A 19,253-nucleotide genomic window follows, 5' to 3' on the forward strand; every position below is an offset into this window, starting at 1 on the left:
TTCAACGTAGATAATAACGGATGCTATTAGCTTAATAAGTCACTGACAAATTACCAGCTTTAGCAGATAAGCGGTGTGACCTGCCGATAAACGGTTCAGACTTAGTAGATCACAATGTGGTTTGTTGCAGTAATTGCTTTAGGCGGGTCGCTTCGCGGCGACTCACATCCAGACGTTGCGCACATCCGGCCAGCTCCACCTGATAGCCCTGCGTATTTTGATGCAAAGCAACAAAATGCTGGCGATTGATCAAAACTTTACGGTGAATACGCAGTAACTGAGGATAGCGTTGCTCCAATTGACGCAGACTTTGCTCCAGCAATGCTTCACCCTGCTCTGAGACCAAACGGACATACTTATCTTCAGCCACCAGATACAGCACAGCAGACAGTGGTACCTGCCGCAAACAGCCTGCCAGCTGGTAGCTGATGACACTCTCTTTTTGCGTTTCAAGCTGTGCCCGGGTTAACTTACCTATGCGCTGTAGAACCTCGGCCAAAGCGTCTGCTTCTACCGGCTTCACCAGATAGCCCGCGGCTGCCACTTGCAACGCATCCAGCGCATGCTGTGGATGAGCCGTCACAAACACCAGCGCCGGCGGTATTGGCTGTTGTGATAATGCCTTCGCAACCTCAAGACCTGTCAGATTCGGCATTTCAATATCCAGCAGTACCAAATCCGGTTGATGCTGCGCTGATAATTGCAACGCCTGCTCACCATCTTCCGCCTCACCAACTAACACGAAATCATTGTGGGCAAGCATCAAACGCTTTAGCCTGGCACGCGCCAAAGGCTCATCATCCACCAGTAAAAATTTCATGCCACTATCTCCGGCTGATTTTTCGGCAGAACCAGCTTGACACGAAACTCAGCCTCTGTCCTGCTGCAGTGCAGCTTTGCCTGATCTTCATAGAGTAAGGCCAGACGTTGGCGAATATTTTCCAGCGCAATACCATTGCCTTTGCTGGATCGGTTCTGCTGTGACAGGGTGTTGGTAATAAGTAGAGTAACCGCCTGATTACCGGGCACCAGCTCAATGCAAATTTTCCCTCCCTGACGATTTGGCTCAATGCCGTGGTAGATCGCATTTTCCAGTAAAGGCTGCAGAGTCAGTACTGGCATCATAACCTCAGGTAGCGCTTGACCCAGCTGCCAATGCACTTGTAAACGAGAACCCAGTCGCCAGTGTTCCAGCGATAAATACTGACGTGCTAACGCCAATTCGTGCGCTAACGTTGTCTGCCCTCCAGCCTGCATAGCCGCCCGAAATAACGCCGATAAGTCCAACAAAGCCTGCTCCGCAGCCTTGGGATCCTGATGGATTAATTCAGCCGTTGTATTCAAACTGTTAAACAGGAAGTGAGGTCGGATCCGGGCCTGCAGCGCATCCAGTTCCGCTCTGGACTGGGCCGCTATGCGCATGCTACGTTCGGCATGCATCACACTGAATTGAATGGCTAAAAGCCCAACAATGAAGGCAATCAAGGCGTTGGTCAGCATAAAATAGAAAGGCGAGGTATAGGATTGCCAACCATGCCCTGTCAAAAACAAAAAAGCCAGAAAGCTGACTAGCAAGGTAAAAGCCAGCAGCACTACCAACACCAAGACACCTTGCAGCAATGCGCTAAATTGCGTCAACCATGGACGTAATCTGCAAATTAGCGCCATACTGAGCAAGCTTACCCATTGCACGAATAAGCTGATCACACCAAGTCGCAACCAAGGGTCACCCGCAGTTCCTGGAGCGAAAGCAAGCACAATGGCCACAGCCTGTGCCAGCACAACCACTGCCAGAATACCTCTATTCTGGCAGAATGCTGGTAATAGCATAGGGTTGGATATAGACGGGCTTGGATTCATTGCAACACTGCAGTCACTTGGTTTACAACAAACTATAGCGCTGTCAATGCGTTAACACCAGCTTTGTCTTACTACGAATTGATTACCGCAGCTCTGCAGGAATCGCAAAGACGATGTTTTCCTCACGGCCAGGATGCTCTGTCACGGTGCGGCCACCCCAGCTTTGTAGTTTTGCTACCACTTGCTGTACCAATACCTCAGGGGCAGAAGCGCCTGCAGTGACTGCTACCCGCTCCATACCATCCAGCCAGCTTTGCTGGATATCATCAGCGGTATCAATCAGGAAAGCTTTGGCGCCCATTTTCTCAGCCAGCTCACGCAGACGATTGGAATTGCTGCTGTTTTTAGCCCCTACCACCAGTAACAGTTCGGCTTTACCGGCCAGCTCCCGTACCGCATCCTGACGGTTTTGCGTGGCGTAGCAGATGTCGTCTTTGCGCGGCCCTTCAATATCCGGAAAACGCTGGCGCAGAGCTTCTATCACATCAGCGGTATCATCGACAGATAAGGTGGTCTGGCTACTGAAACACAGCTGCTGTGGATTTTTCACTTGCAGCTTTTGCACATCTTCCACCGATTCCACCAGGTAAATACCGCCTTGCGGGTTGTCGTACTGGCCCATGGTGCCTTCCACTTCCGGGTGGCCGGCATGGCCAATCAGAATGCACTCAATGCCTTTTCGACTGGCCCGGGTGACTTCCATATGCACCTTGGTAACCAGCGGACAGGTGGCATCAAACACTTTCAGGCCCCGATCTTTGGCCTGTTGACGCACTACTTGCGACACACCGTGGGCACTGAAAATCACAATCTGGCCATCCGGTACTTCATGCAATTCATCAACAAAGACGGCACCACGCCGGCGTAGGCCATCCACCACAAACTTGTTGTGCACCACTTCATGGCGGACGTAAATCGGGTGATCGTACAATTCCAGTGCCCGCTCGACGATGCTGATGGCACGATCGACCCCGGCGCAAAAGCCTCTCGGGTTGGCCAGTAAAATATCCATCACTGCACCTCCAGAATTTCCAGCTGGAAAGTCAAGGTCTGACCTGCCAGCGGATGATTAAAATCGACGGTCACCGACTGACCGGCAACCTCGCGGATCAGGCCCGGCAACTCAGAACCATCCGGCATAGTAAAACCAATGATCATGCCGACTTCGGCCGGGCTGTCACTGCTAAACTTGCTGCGATCCAGGTAGTAAATATTATCCGGATTCGGTTGGCCATAGGCATCCTCCGGTGCCAGCGTGAACGTCAGCTTGTCACCGGCAACTTTGCCCAGTAATTGGGCTTCAAAAGCTGGGGAGACACTGCCATCACCCATCCGCATGCGGGCCGGTTTGTTGTGCACCCGGGTACTTTCAGCCGCGCTGCCATCGGACAACGTGATATCCACATGAAAAATCACGGCGCTGTCGGCACTAATCGGTTGTTTACCGGGGTTTGGCGTGGTCATGGCCCTGCTCCTGATTGCTGAAACTGTCCCATATCAATAAACCAGCGCCAATCACGATGGCCGAATCGGCAATGTTAAAAGCCGGATAATGCCAGTTTTGATAATAAAAATGAAAAAAGTCGATTACATAACCGTGCCACAGGCGATCGATTAAATTGCCGATAGCACCGCCTATAATCAGGTTCAGGCCAATGGTCAGTTTGCTGGCTTTGGCACTGAGCCGTGTTAGCCAAACACTAAGCACAGCAATAATGACTATAGCGACTATGGTAAAAAACCAGCGTTGCCAGCCACCGGCATCGCTTAAAAACGAAAAAGCGGCGCCCGGATTCCGTACATAGGTCAGATTAAAAAACGGCAACAGTTGAATCGAATCGTACAGGGCCATGCTGTGATGCACCCACTGCTTGGTCACTTGATCCAACACCAGTACCAGCAGTGCCAGCCACCAGAAAGCCCAGCCGGTTTGCTGAAGCAACCGCATCAGGCAAACTCCCTCTGCTCTCCGGCACCGCTGACGTTATCAACACAGCGCAGACAGATGGTCGGATGCGCTGCATCAGCGCCCACATCATGGCGATAGTGCCAACAACGCTCACATTTAACCGCACTGCTGGCCTGCACCAGCACCTTCAGACCGGCGATTTCTGTTTCAATCGCTTCTGCTGGTGCCGCATCGCTGCTAACGGTCGCCGTACTGGTGATCAGCACAAAGCGCAGCTCATCCTGCAACTGCTGCAATTGTGCCGCCAATGCAGCGGTGGTGTATAAAGTCACTTCGGCTTGCAATGATGCACCGATCAGCTCTTGCTTACGGGCTTTTTCCAGCACCCGGTTGACTTCATCACGCACTTGCAGCAGTTGCTGCCAGAACGTATTGTCAAAACGACCGGCGGGCACCTGCGCAAGCCCGGGGTACCAGATATCCATAAACACATAAGGCTGCGGCTGAGCGGGCAGTTGCTGCCAGATCTCCTGCGCCGTGAAGCTCATAATAGGCGCCATCCAGCGCACCAGAGCCTGCACAATATGGTACATCGCCGTTTGACAGGAGCGTCTGGCCTGGCTATCCGCTTTGGCGGTGTATTGCCGGTCTTTGATCACATCCAGATAGAAACTACCCAGCTCGATGGTACAGAAGTTCATCAGCTTCTGACTAACCTGGTGGAACTGGTACTGATCATAGGCCTCGATGATTTCCGTTTGCAGCTGCGCTGCCCGGTTAACCATCCAGAGATCCAGCTCCACCAGTTCATGAAACGGCAGCTGATCGGTCGCAGGGTCAAAACCATTCAGGTTGGCCAGTAAGAAGCGGGCAGTATTGCGGATACGGCGGTATTTATCGGCCGCCCGATTTAAGATCTCATCCGACACCGTCATTTCCGAGGTGTAATCGGCGGTGGCCACCCAAAGCCGCAGGATATCCGCGCCTAGCTTGTTCATCACCTGTTGCGGCGACACCACATTACCTAGCGACTTGGACATTTTGCGGCCCTGACCATCGACGGTAAAACCATGCGTCAGCACTTGTTTGTATGGCGCATGGTTTTTAATGCCAACACCGGTCATCAGCGATGACATAAACCAGCCGCGATGCTGATCGGAACCTTCCAGGTACAAGTCGGCTTGGGTCGCGCCCTGAAACTCGGCTCTGGCATCGACCACACAGGCATGGGTCACGCCTGAGTCAAACCAGACATCCAATGTATCTTTCACTTTGACATAACAGCTGGCATCTTCCGCACTTAGCAATTCTTCCGGCTTTAAATCAAACCAGGCCTGAATGCCGTGCTGCTCGACCTTTTGCGCCACCTGCTCCATCAGCGCTGCAGTATTTGGATGCAAGGCACCGGTGTCTTTATCAACAAAAAGCGCGATCGGCACACCCCAGGTGCGCTGACGGGAAATACACCAGTCTGGCCGGCCAGCGACCATTTTCTCAATCCGACTTTGCCCCCAATCCGGTACCCAGCGGGTGTTGGCAATTTCCTGCAACGAAGTAGCCCGTAAGCCTTGCTGCTCCATGCTGATAAACCACTGTGGGGTAGCACGGAAAATAATCGGCGTTTTGTGACGCCAGCAATGCGGGTAGCTGTGCTGGTAGGCTTTGTGCACCAATAAAGCCTGGCGCTCTTTGAGTGCGTCCACCACGGAGTCGTTGGCTTTAAACACATGCTGGCCGGCAAATAGTGGTGTGTCCGGTAAGTAGACACCGTTGGCGCCGACCGGATTGGCGACTTCCAAACCGTATTTTTGCCCGACCACGAAATCTTCCTGGCCGTGGCCTGGTGCGGTGTGAACGCAACCGGTACCCGAGTCTGTGGTAACGTGCTCACCCAGAATCACTGGCACTTCAAAGTCATACAGCGGGTGCTTTAAAGCCACCAGCTCCAGCTGCTTGCCTTTGCAAAAACCAAGGGCATGGTAATGCTCAATCCCCGCCCGCGCCATTACATCCGTCACCAAATCAGTGGCAACAATCAGGCGCTCCAGGCCATGCTCGCCCTGCTCCACCTGGATCAGGCTGTAATCCAGGTCGGCGTGCACGGCGACTGCGCGGTTGGCAGGAATGGTCCAGGGAGTGGTAGTCCAGATCACCACAGAAACCGGGCCCTGGCCTCGGTGTTCCTCCGGGTGATCAAAGCGATCCACCACGACTTCGTCCACCAGCTTAAAACGCACATCAATGGCCGGTGAGGTTTTGTCTTGATACTCAACTTCGGCTTCAGCCAATGCCGAGCCACAATCAGTACACCAGTGCACCGGCTTAAAGCCTTGCTGCAAATGGCCATTCTCGATGATTTTGCTCAGCGAGCGAATAATATTGGCTTCAAAATCATAATCCATGGTGCGGTAGGGATTGTCCCAGTCGCCAAGCACACCCAGCCGGACAAAGTCGACTTTTTGTGCTTCGATTTGCGAGGCGGCGTACTCACGGCACTTTTGCCGAAACTCAGCATCGCTTAATTTCACACCCGGCTTGCCATATTTCTTTTCCACCACCAATTCAATGGGCAGACCATGGCAATCCCAGCCGGGGATATAGGGCGCATCAAAGTCAGACAAGGTTTTAGCTTTGACGATCATGTCTTTCAGGATTTTGTTGACCGCATGGCCGATATGGATGCTGCCGTTGGCATAAGGGGGACCATCGTGCAAAATAAATTGCGGCTTGCCCTGTTTAGCGGCACGAATTTGCTGGTAAAGCCCGTCTTGTTGCCACTCGGCCAGCATCGCTGGCTCACGCTGCGCCAAATTTCCACGCATAGCAAACTCGGTTTCCGGCAGGTTCAGGGTATGCTTGTAGTCACTCATCCGTTATTCGTCCGTCATCGTTATTGATTGGCTTCAACCTGCTCTGAGGCTGACGACTGAAAATAGGCGCGGGCCGCTTCGGCGTCCCGCTGAATTTGTTGCTGCAGTGCTTCGATACTGGCAAAGCTCTGCTCGTTACGCAGCTTCTGCCGTAACAATACTTCAATTTGGCTACCGTACAAATCATCTTTAAAATCAAATAAGTGTGCTTCTAGTTGTTCGGTTTTACCCGACACCGTTGGCCGTGAACCGATATTGGCCACACCCTGATAGCGTCCCAAATCAGTGATGGCCTCTATCGCATAGACGCCATGCACCGGCAGTTTTTTGCGGTACAACCAGACATTGGCGGTAGGAAAACCCAGTTGCCGCCCAAGCTGCCGGCCATGCCGTACCTTACCGGTTAACGAAAATGGCCTGCCCAACATGGCCTCTGCCAATATTAAATCGTCAGCGGCCAACGCCTGGCGAATGGCCGTACTGCTAATGCGTTGCGTCTGTTGCTTCAGACTGGCAGTTGGGGTCAGACCAAACTGAAAACGTGCCGCCTCCTGTTGCAACAAAGCATAATTACCGGCACGGTTCTTGCCAAAACAAAAATCATCACCGACGATCAAGTGCTGCACACCCAATTGTTGCAGCAGGAGCTGCTCTACAAAGTAATCCGGCGCCAGATCAGCAAAACGTCGATTAAAATTGACACACAACAAACGATCAATACCCAGCCTGGCCAGGCCAAGGTATTTTTCCCGCAACCGGCTTAACCTTGCCGGCGCTTTGTCGGGGGCAAACAGCTCCAGCGGCTGAGGCTCAAACACCATCACGCAGGATGGCAGTTGACGCTGCTTTGCCACCCGGATCAATTGAGCCAGCACGGCCTGATGCCCCAGGTGCACACCATCAAAATTGCCAATGGTCAGCACGCAGCCACGATGCTCCGCTTTGATGTTGTGTAAACCGCGAATAAACTCCATGCCTGCCTTAACCGCTCTAACCCGCACCCAGGTGCAATAAGCAGGCGATTATACCTGCTAATGCGTGGTTTTTCATCCTGTATGACGCTGCCGGCGGATATGGCCTGGCCGCCCTCCGAACAAAGCCAGTAACGCAAAGTAACTTGTGGCGCCAAGCGTACAGGTCAGCAACAATTGTTGCAGCTGCCAACCGGTACTTTGCTGATACCAATAGGCCATCTCTGGCAACCACCACCACAACAGAGCTGCCATGCTAAAGCTTGCAGCCACAACTCGTACCAAAAACCACAGACTGAAACTCGAAATCTGATAGACCCCAATGGCTTTAAGGCCCCGATAGAGTAAGAAGGCGTTCAGGCTGGCCGACAGCGCTGTGGCCAGCGCCAATCCGACATAACTGAGAAAGGGAGCCAACAACAGGTTCAGCCCCATGTTAGCGACCATGGCAATGATGCCAATGCGTACCGGTGTTTTCATATCCTGACGGGCATAGTAAGCCGGTGCCAAAATTTTAATCAGCATAAAACTGAACAAACCGCAGGCGTAGGCAAACAGGCTGTAGGATACTTTATCCACATCCAATGCCGTGAACTCACCGCGCATAAATAGCACCGCGATAATAGGCTTACCAAGCACCATCAAAGCCGCCATTGCTGGCAGGCCAAACAAAGCAATAAAGCGCAGCGCCCAATCCAGGGTGGCACGAAATTCATGCATGCTGGCATTGGCATGCATACGCGATAAGGTCGGCAGAATAACGGTTGCAATGGCAATACCGAACAAGCCAAGTGGAAATTCCAGCAAACGATCCGAGTAGTACAACCAACTGACAGCACCAGTCAATAAAAAGGAAGCGATCACCGTATCCAGCAACAGATTGATTTGACTAACCGAGACACCGAAGATGGCAGGCAACATCAGAGTCCGGATTTTCACCACCCCGGGATCGCGCCAGCCCCAACGCGGCCGTACTAAAACCCCAGCTCTGGCCAAAAACGGCAACTGGAACAATAGTTGAATCAAACCACCGAAGAATACCCCCCATGCCAGCGCCAGCGCAGGCTCATGGAACCAGTCTGCGGTGTATACCGCTGCGACGATGATGGCAATATTCAAGAAAACGGGGGTAAAAGCAGCGACAGCGAATTTATTGTAGGTATTGAGCACCGCACCGGAAAGTGCCACCAGGCTGACAAAAAACAGATACGGGAAGGTAATTTTCAGCATCAGGCTGGCCAGCTCAAAACGCTCGGCATCCGGACCGCCTTGCAACCACTCGATAAACCAGCCCATGCCAAACAACATGGCCACTAATGGCGATGCTAATACACCGAATAAGGTGACCAAAATGACGATCACCCCCAAAGTGCCGGCCACCTTAGCAACCAGTTCACGCACAGCATCGTCCCCATGCTGCGCTTTTACCTCGCTAAGCACCGGGACAAAGGCTTGGGCAAAAGCACCTTCAGCAAATAAACGCCGCAAGAAGTTAGGAATACGATTGGCAAAGAAAAAGGCATCAGCGGCAGCCCCGGCGCCGACAAAAGCAGCAATCACCACATCACGCAGTAAACCCAAAACCCTTGAAATCAGCGTCATGCTGCTGACAATAATGCCTGACTTTAATAACTTTTCAGCCACCGGCCATCCTCTGTTTCAGTGGTTTATCATCGCTACTGGCTATTTTCACCTGTAGCGGCACGCAAATACCAGTACTAAATTCAGCAACTGGTTTAAATGATATGCAAGAAGCCAACACAAGCCCTGATAAACCATTTGACAAGCGCTGGTAAAGTAGGCATATTATGCGGCCTTTAAAGAGTCCGGTTTATCTAGTTTTAGGAGTGTTACCTTGGCTAACATCAAGTCTGCTAAGAAGCGCGCAATTCAATCTGAAAAACGCCGTAAGCATAATGCCAGCCAGCGTTCAATGATGCGTACTTTTATCAAAAAAACCTATGCGGCTGTGCTGGTGAGTGATGCCACCGCTGCTCAGGATGCATTTAAGAAAATGGTGCCAGTTTTGGATCGTATGGCAGACAAAGGTCTGATCCATAAGAACAAAGCCGCTCGCCATAAGTCGCGCCTGAATGCCCACATCAAAGGGCTGTCTGCTGCTTAATTGCAGTAGATACAAGAAACCGGCTATTAAGCCGGTTTTTTTGTGTCTGTGAACCGGTGTGCCGGTTCACAGCATGTTGAGCTGACACCCCTCAGGCGCAATACAGATCGTGCAGTACTTTCATCACCGCTTTCACTTCATCACTTTCAATGCGATAAAAGACAGTTTGTGCTTCTTTACGGGTTTTTACCAGTTGATTGCGACGTAGCAACGCCAGATGCTGTGATAAGGCTGACTGACTGAGTTCCAACCGATCATTCATCTCACCGACGGACATTTCACCCTCCAGCAAATAACACAAGATAAGCAAACGACGCTCGTTGGAGATGGCTTTCAGTAACTTAGCAGCCTTGGCGGAGTTTTTCCGCATTTCTTGTAAGTTCATATTCTTTTACACCTAAATGTCTAGACGGCTTATTATCACCTGACGACAGAAAATTCACAAGTAATTCGCTTGTCACTTTACAAAAAGTTGCATGATATGCATTTTAATTGCGATAAATGTAAAATTAATTCAGATAAGGTTGAACCAAATGGCTGATACGTTTCACGGAGAATGGTTTCACCACAAAGGCATTAGCACCTGCGGCTATACTATCGCGCAGGTTTTCAACACTTGAAAATGCCGACACCATCACAATATGACTGGATTTGTTGATGGACTTAAACTGGCGCAACAATTCTTTGCCATTAATATCTGGCAGTTGGATATCCAAAAATACCAGCTGAGGCTGCAGACGATCATAAAGCGATGCGGCTTCGGCACCATCAGCGGCTTCGAGAATATCCGGAACCCCCAAGCTTACTAAGATCTGTTTGAGATAACTGCGCACAGCAGCCACATCATCTACAATCAAGACGCGCAGTGTCGATTTGGTCATCCATTACCCTTTCTTGCTCTATCAGGCTTGCCGCCTGTGCGTTGCATCCATTTCAATGGTGAATAGTATCAAAAGTAGACACAGCCTACAACTAATCCATGTGCAGACCAAGGAATATTCATTAGTTTTATTAATTGAAATCAAGCAAAATTACTCAGTTGAGTAAAACCTGACTTGCTCAGATAATGCGCGCATTCGGTGCAGCTTTTCAGGAGGAACTAATGGAAGCCATGGTATACGATGTGATTAGCTGGATTGGTCTGGCTATCTGTATTGGTGCCTTCTTTATCAAAGATGTGTTCTGGCTTCGGCTAGCGACTCTGGTTGGCTGTGCATTGATGTTTGTTTATTATCTGTTTATTGCCATCCCTCAAGGCGTGATTTCCAATTTACTGGTATTGCTGATCAATGCTTATTATTTAGGCTTATTTGCCTGGCAGCGCCACAAAACCAACCAACTGATGGCTGCCGAACCTGATGTTGAAACCACAGTGACAGCGGAGCCATTGCAAGTTACCACCACTCGCGTCAATCCGGATGCCGTAACTGCGGCATGACGTCTGCGGTCAGACAGCGTATACTGCTCTCATCACGAACTGAATTATCGGGTTGAGCTGTGTCGACGGATGAGTTGGATGACTTCCTGAAAGAAATGGCCGGTGTACGGCCTTTGCAGCATGATGAAATTGTCCCGGAAACGGCTGAATTTCAGCCTTCACTGGCTCAATTGGCCAGGCGCGAAGCTGCTGAACAAGAGATGGAGTTTGATCCCAATTACCTGAGCATGGAGTACGTGGATCTTATCAAACCGGACGATCTGATTGCCTACAAAAAAGATGGCGTACAAGAAGGTGTATATCGCAACCTGCGTCTTGGTAAATACCAATTGGATGCAACGCTAAATTTGCTCGGCAAAAACCTACAGCTAGCTCGAAAGCAATTATTCGACTTCATTCAGGATTGCCATCAACGCGGTATTCGTACTTTATTAATCCATCACGGCATGGGCCGTCACAGTAAACCGCATCCAGCTATTTTGAAAAGTTATTGCGCAAAGTGGCTCAGTCAGATCCCAGAAGTACTCGCTTGCCATACCGCGCAACGCCATCATGGTGGTTACGCAGCTAGTTATGTGCTGCTACAAAAGAACCAACAGCAAAAGCGCGATAACAGAGAGCGCCACAGCAAACGAATTTAACTATCTGAATAAAAAGGAAAACCCCGATAAATCGGGGTTTTTTGATCATCCTTAACCATCCATTCCTGGCTTCAACAAAGGAAGCAGCAGGCTTCAGCTTTCGTCAAAAATGCTGATAGTGCCATCAGACAAACAACAATGACAATTGCGGTAAAGCCAAAACCACGACTGGACGCTTTACTCATAAAGATTACCTCAGCGCTTAATTTTTTATTGTTGTGAGCAAGTTAGCTTAACTTCTTAAGCTGTCGCTTAGTGTAGACAACTTGTAGTTTATTTACAACAGGTGTGTTTTTATACAGTTATTTTAACGCTCAATATTCTTTGCTTAAATCAACTGGGTGTAACAAAGGCTGACCACGCTGACTACGTTGATAATTTTCAGCAATCTGCCGGGCTGCTGTGTCTATATTCGTGACTGCAGAAATATGGGGCGTGACGGTTACTTTGGGATGAGACCAGAAAGGATGCGCCGCCGGTAAGGGTTCCTGACTAAAGACATCCAGGCAGGCAGCCTCCAGCTGCCCACTATCAAGTGCGGCCAGCAAGGCACGCTCATCAACAATGGCACCGCGGGCAACATTGATCAAAATGGCACCAGCTTTGAACATGGCCAAATGTTGCTGATTCAGTAAAGCTTCCGTAGTCGAGGTTAGTGGTAATAAGCAAATCACCAAGTCCGCATCGGTCACAGCCGCCGCGAAGCTATCCATCCCGGCAAAACATTGCACGCCTGGCAATTGCTTTAAGGTTCTGGCCCAGCCCGTGACGGTAAGGCCCTCCGCAACAAAATGCGCTGCAACAGCCTGACCCAACTCACCCAAACCGAGCACCGCAATGGAAGTGAGCTTACGGGGGCCTTTGGGTCGCCACTGCGCTAGTTGCTGCTGACGCGCGAATTGATCCAACCGCAACTGATACATCCGAACCATCGTATCCAGATAACGGACCATTGCTGTAGCCAGCATAGGATCCACAATGCGGCTGATCGGCAAAGATGGTAATTGCAGATCACGTAAAATTGAGTCCACTCCGGCTCCATAACTTTGAATCGCTTTTAACGCTGGAAAATGTTGCAAACTTCCTGCAGGCTGCTTCCATACCACGACAAACTCGACCTGCTCTGGCTGCTGAATGTCCGGCCATTGCTCTATCACAACCTCAGGCAAGTGGAGTTGCAAAGCTGCAACCAAGCGGCTCAGATCCCTATCTGGGATAACCAGGGCAATTGAAGACATAAAAGGCTCACTGTCATAAAAGTTTCAGGGCATTGTCACCCCACTGACGCAAAGCATCGGCAAGCTGACTATATCGCTAAGATACCATGGTGCCTACCGATGCTGAACTGCCGAACCTTGTTTTTATCCGATATCCATTTGGGTTGTAAAAACTGCCAGGCCAGCTACCTGCTGAATTTTCTGAAGCATTGCCAGGTCGACAAGATTTATCTGCTGGGTGATATCGTCGACTTATGGGCCATGCAGCGCCAGGTATTCTGGAAAGTTCAGCAAAACCAGGTGGTACGTCAACTGCTTAAAATGGCAGAACAAGGCACTGAAATCATTTATGTACCGGGCAACCATGACGAAGCCTTTCGACTGTATGCTGGTAAAAATTTTGGTGCCATCCAGGTGCAGTTACGCAGCCAACATATTACCCATACAGGCCAGCGTTTGTTATTGCTGCACGGTGATGAATTTGACAAGCATGTGCAGTTGGCACACTGGCATCGCCGGCTGGGTGATCATTTGTACGATTTGCTGTTATTCCTAAATCGTTGGAATCAACGACTACGGCGTAAATTAGGCCAGCCTTACTTTAGTTTATCGGCTTACATTAAAAGCAAAGTGCCTGGCGCTCGTCAGGCCATAGCACGCTACCGGGATGCCGCCGTACAGCGTGCCAAGCGCGGCGGTTACGATGGCATTGTTTGTGGTCATATTCATCATCCTGAAATTACCCTGCAAGATGGAATTCTCTACTGCAACGATGGTGATTGGATTGACAGCTGCACCGCTCTGGTTGAAACCATAGACGGCAGCCTGGCACTTTATCATTGTGCCGAGAGCTGCCAACAGCTCTCCGTCTGGCCAGAGCCTGTCCGTGCAAATGTCACGGCCTTGAGCAAAGTCGCCTGAGCAGGTCACGAAACAGTCATAAAATAGCCATCAAACTGCCATATCGCTGCTCTAGGCTAAAATAGCCAAACCAGTTCGGAGCAGTACCATGTTTAATGTCGAGCAAATGCTGCAACAACAAGCACCACAGCTTGATCACAAGCCTCGGCTAAAAAAGCTAACTACCTGGTTGTTACGCCAGTTGCTGCATGAGAAAGACTTCATGCATTTTGCCGAAAGCTACCCGCATTTACAGGGCCTGGACTTTGTCGAGCAAGTGCTGGACTACTTCCAATTCCAAACCACAGTGCGTGAACAGGAACTGGAGCGTATCCCAAGCGATGGCCGGGTGGTGATTATCGCCAATCATCCGATTGGTTCACTGGATGGGCTAGCCCTGATCAAGCTGATTAGCGAAATCCGACCCGATGTAAAAATTGTCGCCAACCAGATGTTGATGACCTTGCCCCCTTTGCATGCCCTGTTATTTCCAGTCGATGCCATGCAAGGCAAAACTCGACGTGAGCTGTTGGATAACATAACCCAGCATTTACAGCAGGACGGGGCGCTGATAATTTTTCCTGCCGGTGAAGTATCCCGGCTAAAACCGAACGGCATTCGTGATGGCCGCTGGCACCATGGTTTTCTGCGCTTTGCCACCCAAGCAAAGGCACCTGTGCTGCCCATCTATTTACAAGGCCGCAACTCCTGGCAGTTCTATCTGGCGTCCATGCTTTACAAACCGCTGGCTACCTTGCTGCTAGTCCGTGAAATGTTCCGCCAGCGGCAAAAACAGCTCCAAATTCGCATCGGTGAGTTGATTCCCTTTGAAAGTTTTTCCAGCCTGGCGCTGGAACCTCAGGCCAGAACCAAGCTGTTTAAAAAGCATCTGTATCGTATTGGCACCGATAAAGCCCCCTTGTTTAAAACTCAAAGCGGTATTGCCCTGCCGGAAGATCGCAAAGTGCTGAAGAAAGCTGTCGAAGCCTGCCAGTTATTGGGTGAAACAGCCGATCAGAAACAAATCTATCTGTATCAACACCAAGGCAGCTCGCCCGTACTGCGTGAAATTGGTCGTTTACGTGAAGTGGCTTTTCGAGCGGTTGGTGAGGGCAGCGGGAAACGCCGTGATATCGATCCTTTTGATAGCTGGTACCAACACTTGATTCTATGGGATCCCAAAGAGTTGGATATCGTTGGCAGCTATCGTTTTGCCGATACAGCGGCCGTTCTGGCACAGCATGGACAAACGGGCTTGTACTGCGATGCTCTCTTTCATTTGTCGAGTGGCATGAAACCCTATCTGAACGCTGGGTTGGAGCTGGGCCGAAGTTTTGTCCAGCCGAAATATTGGGGCAAGCGTAGCCTGGACTATCTATGGTATGGCATTGGTGCCTACCTGAAACAGCGGCCGGATATCCGTTATCTGTATGGGGCCGTCAGTTTATCCAACAGCTATCCCCAGGCCGCTCGCGATCTGATGGTGTACTTTTACAACCTCTATTTTCAACATCCGGCATCCCCGGCAGTATCCCGTCATCCCTATGTTTTGCATGAACAACTGTTAGCAGAATTACGCCCGCACTTTAGCGGCAACGACTATGCCGCTGATTTCTGTCAGCTCAAACATTTGCTGGCGAATATGGGGCTAAGCATACCCACCTTATACAAACAGTACAGCGAATTGTGTGAGCCTGGTGGCGCTTACTTTTTAAGTTTTGGACTGGACCCGGATTTCTCAGACTGTATGGACGGCCTGGTACTGGTCGATACCACAAAAATTAAAGCCCATAAGAAACAACGCTATATGGGATGAAGGCTGTCAGCTGCCTGGCAGATTGTGCCAATTCAGGTTAAGTTAAGCTTGTACCGTCTATAAATTAGTCAAATGCGTGACTCTTTCACGCTGCACTGATCGCTTGCCCCGGTAAGATCCCGTTGGCAATGGCGAGTACAGGAGGACACACCATGTCTGACTTAGCACGTATCTTCAGTTTTTGGCTGCCGTTGGTTCTGGGTACCATGCTGCTTAGCCAAGCAGCCAAGGCCCAGGATGAGTCGTTCGAACAGGCTCAACTGGATCAGGTGCTGGCACCGATAGCTTTGTATCCAGACAGTATTCTTAGTCATGTGCTGATTGCCTCAACCTACCCACTTGAAGTCGTTCAGGCAGCACGCTGGGTCGCCCAAAACCCAGAGCTGGATTCAGAAACAGCCCTGCAGCAGGTTGAGCAACACCCCTGGGATCCTAGTGTCAAAGCCTTGGTTGCGTTTCCCGATCTGTTAGAACGCATGAGCGATGATCTGGACTGGCTGGAGCAATTGGGCGAAGCTTTTCTGACCGATGAAACCTGGGTGATGCAAAGCATCCAGCAACTGCGTGAGCGGGCTTATGCCCACGGTGCTTTCGATGAAGTCGAACACATAGTGGTGCAGCGTGAACAGCATGTGATCGTGATCGAGCCGCGTCAGCGTGAAGTGGTGTATGTTCCTTACTACAACACCCGGGTCGTCTATGGTGACTGGTGGTGGCCACATCATCAACCCTACTACTGGCACTACCCGGGGGCTTATTATACCCACAGTGCTTTCTACTGGGGACCATATTACCGGGTCACACCACGCTTTTATTTCAGCAGCTTCCACTGGCACCATCGCCATGTGATTGTGAACCATCATCACTTTTATCACCCACCACGCTATTACCCTACCCGGGTAGTCCATGTGCATCATGGCAAGCGCTGGCAGCACAATCCGGTGCATCGTCGTGGCGTGGTCTATCGTCGTGAAGCACTGAGCCGGCAGTACGATTCAAGACCCAGAAGTACCACCCGGGAAGAACGTGGTCCGGCCCGAGAGTGGCGCCGTCCGCGCGCGCAGCCGAGTGGTGATTACAGCACAAGTTTCCGCCAGCATGCCCGGAGCCAGCAAAGAACTGAGCAAGAACAACGTCAGGAGTACGATCGCCCTGATCGAAGCCAACAGCGCTCACGTAGCCTGCGAGCAGATGCTACACCGCAGCAGCATGAATCCAATCTGCAGCAACGCAGAGAACAGCTGCAAGTGCGTCAGCAAACGACAACGGAGCGTTCTGCCAATCTGAATCAACGGCAACAACAATTAGCTGAACGGCAAGAGCGCCGTCCGGCCACCGATAGCGCAGCGGCCATTCCAGTTCGGGAGCAGCGCCAGCGTGCTGCAGAGTATCGGGGTGCCCGCGAGGTTCAGCAGAGCCCTCGGACAACCGAGTACCGGGGTGCCCGTGAGGTACAGCAGAACCAAAGCGTGTCTAACACTCAGCCTGCTATGCAGCAGCGCCCTCAGGTCAGAAACTCTGAACAGCAATCTCCTGCCCGACCGAATCGCCAGATAGAGCAACGAGCCATGCCGCAACCGGAGCCTATTCGCCCAAGCAGTCAACCACAGCAAAGGACTCAACGCCCGGTTGAGGCTATTCGCAGCCAAAGCACTGTGCAGCCTCAACCCAGCACGCCAAACCGGGTACAGTCGCAGCCAAGTGCGCCCAGCCGGGTTCAGAGTTCAACTCCGGCTCAGCGCCCTCAACGGGTTGAGCGCTCAGCCAACCCACGACCGCAAGTCACTGAGCGAAGTAGCCGTGGTGGCGAGCGCCGGCAACGGCAGATTGACTGAACCAAGGTTACAGTGTCAGCTCAAGCTGGCACTGTAAATTTTCCCGCCACTAAATCGTAAATATTTTATAATTTCATTTCAAACACTTAGCTTGTTATCAGAACTTTATCATTTGACAACGCTGTCATTCTGTAAATAGTTAGGACTGACATGCAATACGTAGCAACGAGTATCATGGAGCCGTTCGTCAAGCAGACATACGTTATCGCATGCAAGCACTGCTCTTATGACAGAGTAGTGATAACAATAAAAAATGTCTTTTGTGGAGGACACCATGCAACAACGAATGAACCAGCTATGCCTGGCGGCTTCGCTGCTTTTTGTCAGCAGCTCAACCTTCGCCAGCGTGCCTGGCACCCCAACTATCAGCTGGATGCCAACTCAGTTCGAGCTGCAAAATGGCAGTGTCACTATCCCTGTACAATGGGATATGTGGTGGGGTACCAATGGCAACAAGTGGACATTGCTGCAAAATGACAGCGCTGTCTACAGTGCCGCCTTAACACCAAATGGTCAGCAAGGCCAAAGTGGCCAGGCCAATTTAACGCTGACGCAGCCGGGTAGCTACCAACTGCAAGTTCAGCTCTGTCTAGTAAGCGGTGGTACCGAGCACTGTCAGCCCAGCGGCATTACCACCATTCAGGTCAGTGGCAGTGGTGGCTCGGATCCAATTGATCCAGTGGATCCAGTCGACCCTGTTGATCCGGTCGATCCTGTGGACCCCGTTGATCCGGTAGACCCGGTTGATCCCGAACCAGTCAATCCAGCAGCTCCGGCAAAACCAGTGATTGCCTGGCTTGACAGCAACCAGACGCTAAGCAATGGCAGTGCCAACTTTACCCTCAGCTGGAATATGTGGTGGGGCAATAACGGCAACCTGTGGCAGTTAAAACAGGACGATACGGTTATCCACTCAGCCCCATTAAGCCCTGGCGGCCAACAGGCGCAAAGTGGCAGCCACCCGATCAGTGTCGGTCAGACCGGCCAGTACCACTACGTAGTGAGTTTGTGCCAACAAAGCAGCACAGCCTTATTGTGCACCGACAGTGACAGCACAACCGTTACGGTAAGCGCGGGCTCTGGTAATGGAGGTGGCAATGGCGGCGGTACCAATCCGGACTTTGATCCCTGGACGGATCTGGATATGAGCTATTGGCCACACCCACTGAAAGAACGCAACCGCAGTTACCAGAACACCACCGGCAAGAAGGTGGCTGCCTACTTCGTGGAATGGGGCATCTATGGTCGCAATTATCATGTCGCCGATATCCCGGCCGAGAACCTGACTCACATCTACTACGGCTTTATTCCGGTCTGTGGCCCGAATGAATCGCTGCGCCAGGCCAACCCGGAAGGCTACGCCGCCTTAAACAGCCAGTGCCAGGGCAAACCGGATTACAGTGTGGTGGTACACGATGCATTCGCTGCGCTGGAAAAATCCTACCCGGGTGATCGTTGGGATCAACCGATCCGCGGTATTTTTGCCGAGCTGTACCGTCTGAAACGGGCGCATCCAGAGGTGAAAATTCTGCCATCGGTCGGAGGCTGGACACTGTCCGATCCGCTGTACGACATAGGGGTTGATCCAGCTGCCAGAGCTGTCTTTATCGACTCGATGATCGACTTTATCCGCACCTATGACTTCTTCGATGGCATCGATATCGACTGGGA

The 19,253-nt window shown here is 51.2% G+C and carries 18 protein-coding genes; 7 read left to right on the forward strand and 11 right to left on the reverse strand.

Annotated elements, in window-relative coordinates:
• Window positions 1-109: 109 nt before the first annotated feature.
• The 8 genes from JJU14_RS09800 to murJ all read right to left on the reverse strand — a co-directional run bounded on the left by JJU14_RS09800 (window position 110) and on the right by murJ (window position 9,254).
• On the reverse strand, window positions 110-820 hold the full coding sequence (locus tag JJU14_RS09800; protein ID WP_228613022.1) for a LytTR family DNA-binding domain-containing protein: 711 nt from the start codon (window positions 818-820) through the stop codon (window positions 110-112).
• The gene (locus JJU14_RS09805) at window positions 817-1,860 is read right to left on the reverse strand and encodes a histidine kinase (RefSeq protein ID WP_228613023.1); all 1,044 of its coding nucleotides are present in this window, start codon (window positions 1,858-1,860) and stop codon (window positions 817-819) included. The genes JJU14_RS09800 and JJU14_RS09805 overlap by 4 nt, the downstream gene beginning before the upstream one ends.
• Window positions 1,861-1,942: 82 nt before the next feature.
• Entirely contained in the window at window positions 1,943-2,872 is a 930-nt protein-coding gene (gene ispH / locus JJU14_RS09810) for a 4-hydroxy-3-methylbut-2-enyl diphosphate reductase (RefSeq protein ID WP_228613026.1), read from the reverse strand.
• Window positions 2,872-3,324, reverse strand: a complete 453-nt coding sequence (gene fkpB, locus JJU14_RS09815; RefSeq protein ID WP_228613028.1) for an FKBP-type peptidyl-prolyl cis-trans isomerase — start codon at window positions 3,322-3,324, stop codon at window positions 2,872-2,874. The genes ispH and fkpB overlap by 1 nt, the downstream gene beginning before the upstream one ends.
• Entirely contained in the window at window positions 3,302-3,808 is a 507-nt protein-coding gene (gene lspA / locus JJU14_RS09820; RefSeq protein ID WP_228613030.1) for a signal peptidase II, read from the reverse strand. Before lspA ends, fkpB begins: the two co-directional genes overlap by 23 nt.
• Window positions 3,808-6,639: an isoleucine--tRNA ligase gene (ileS, locus tag JJU14_RS09825; RefSeq protein ID WP_228613031.1), complete on the reverse strand. Its 2,832-nt coding sequence runs from the start codon at window positions 6,637-6,639 to the stop codon at window positions 3,808-3,810. Before ileS ends, lspA begins: the two co-directional genes overlap by 1 nt.
• Before the next feature lie 20 nt (window positions 6,640-6,659).
• Complete coding sequence (gene ribF / locus JJU14_RS09830; protein ID WP_228613033.1) at window positions 6,660-7,613, reverse strand: bifunctional riboflavin kinase/FAD synthetase; 954 nt, start codon at window positions 7,611-7,613, stop codon at window positions 6,660-6,662.
• 72 nt (window positions 7,614-7,685) lie between these two features.
• Complete coding sequence (gene murJ, locus JJU14_RS09835) at window positions 7,686-9,254, reverse strand: murein biosynthesis integral membrane protein MurJ (protein ID WP_228613035.1); 1,569 nt, start codon at window positions 9,252-9,254, stop codon at window positions 7,686-7,688.
• 211 nt (window positions 9,255-9,465) lie between these two features.
• Here murJ and rpsT point away from each other — a divergent pair, with 211 nt between their 5' ends.
• On the forward strand, window positions 9,466-9,735 hold the full coding sequence (gene rpsT / locus JJU14_RS09840; protein WP_091344958.1) for a 30S ribosomal protein S20: 270 nt from the start codon (window positions 9,466-9,468) through the stop codon (window positions 9,733-9,735).
• Window positions 9,736-9,826: 91 nt separating this feature from the next.
• Here rpsT and JJU14_RS09845 read toward each other — a convergent pair whose 3' ends face one another.
• Both JJU14_RS09845 and JJU14_RS09850 read right to left on the reverse strand, forming a co-directional pair.
• Window positions 9,827-10,120 carry a metalloregulator ArsR/SmtB family transcription factor gene (locus JJU14_RS09845; protein ID WP_228613037.1) on the reverse strand — a complete coding sequence of 98 codons (294 nt, stop codon included), beginning with the start codon at window positions 10,118-10,120 and terminating at the stop codon, window positions 9,827-9,829.
• 124 nt (window positions 10,121-10,244) lie between these two features.
• Window positions 10,245-10,616 carry a response regulator gene (locus JJU14_RS09850; protein WP_228613039.1) on the reverse strand — a complete coding sequence of 124 codons (372 nt, stop codon included), beginning with the start codon at window positions 10,614-10,616 and terminating at the stop codon, window positions 10,245-10,247.
• A 221-nt stretch (window positions 10,617-10,837) separates the two neighbouring features.
• Between JJU14_RS09850 and JJU14_RS09855 the strand changes: the two genes are divergently transcribed.
• Together JJU14_RS09855 and smrA are read left to right on the forward strand one after the other, a co-directional pair.
• A complete protein-coding gene (locus tag JJU14_RS09855) occupies window positions 10,838-11,173 on the forward strand; it encodes a hypothetical protein (RefSeq protein ID WP_228613041.1) in 336 nt (111 codons plus the stop codon).
• 59 nt (window positions 11,174-11,232) lie between these two features.
• Entirely contained in the window at window positions 11,233-11,814 is a 582-nt protein-coding gene (gene smrA / locus JJU14_RS09860) for a DNA endonuclease SmrA (RefSeq protein WP_228613043.1), read from the forward strand.
• Between the two features lie 314 nt (window positions 11,815-12,128).
• On the opposite strand, the gene JJU14_RS09865 is transcribed toward smrA, so the two are convergent.
• Window positions 12,129-13,052 (reverse strand): glyoxylate/hydroxypyruvate reductase A, encoded by a 924-nt coding sequence (locus JJU14_RS09865; protein WP_228613045.1) that lies wholly within the window; start codon window positions 13,050-13,052, stop codon window positions 12,129-12,131.
• Between the two features lie 99 nt (window positions 13,053-13,151).
• Between JJU14_RS09865 and JJU14_RS09870 the strand changes: the two genes are divergently transcribed.
• The 4 genes from JJU14_RS09870 to JJU14_RS09885 form a co-directional block, all read left to right on the forward strand.
• Complete coding sequence (locus JJU14_RS09870; RefSeq protein WP_228613047.1) at window positions 13,152-13,952, forward strand: UDP-2,3-diacylglucosamine diphosphatase; 801 nt, start codon at window positions 13,152-13,154, stop codon at window positions 13,950-13,952.
• An 88-nt stretch (window positions 13,953-14,040) separates the two neighbouring features.
• Window positions 14,041-15,747 carry a lysophospholipid acyltransferase family protein gene (locus JJU14_RS09875; protein WP_228613049.1) on the forward strand — a complete coding sequence of 569 codons (1,707 nt, stop codon included), beginning with the start codon at window positions 14,041-14,043 and terminating at the stop codon, window positions 15,745-15,747.
• Window positions 15,748-15,899: 152 nt separating this feature from the next.
• Window positions 15,900-17,582: a DUF3300 domain-containing protein gene (locus JJU14_RS09880; protein WP_228613050.1), complete on the forward strand. Its 1,683-nt coding sequence runs from the start codon at window positions 15,900-15,902 to the stop codon at window positions 17,580-17,582.
• Between the two features lie 274 nt (window positions 17,583-17,856).
• Window positions 17,857-19,253 (forward strand): glycosyl hydrolase family 18 protein (locus tag JJU14_RS09885; RefSeq protein ID WP_300976210.1); only part of this gene is annotated, 1,397 nt, incomplete at its 3' end.

It is taken from the genome of Alkalimonas sp., assembly GCF_020831925.1.
GTDB lineage: Bacteria > Pseudomonadota > Gammaproteobacteria > Enterobacterales > Alteromonadaceae > Alkalimonas.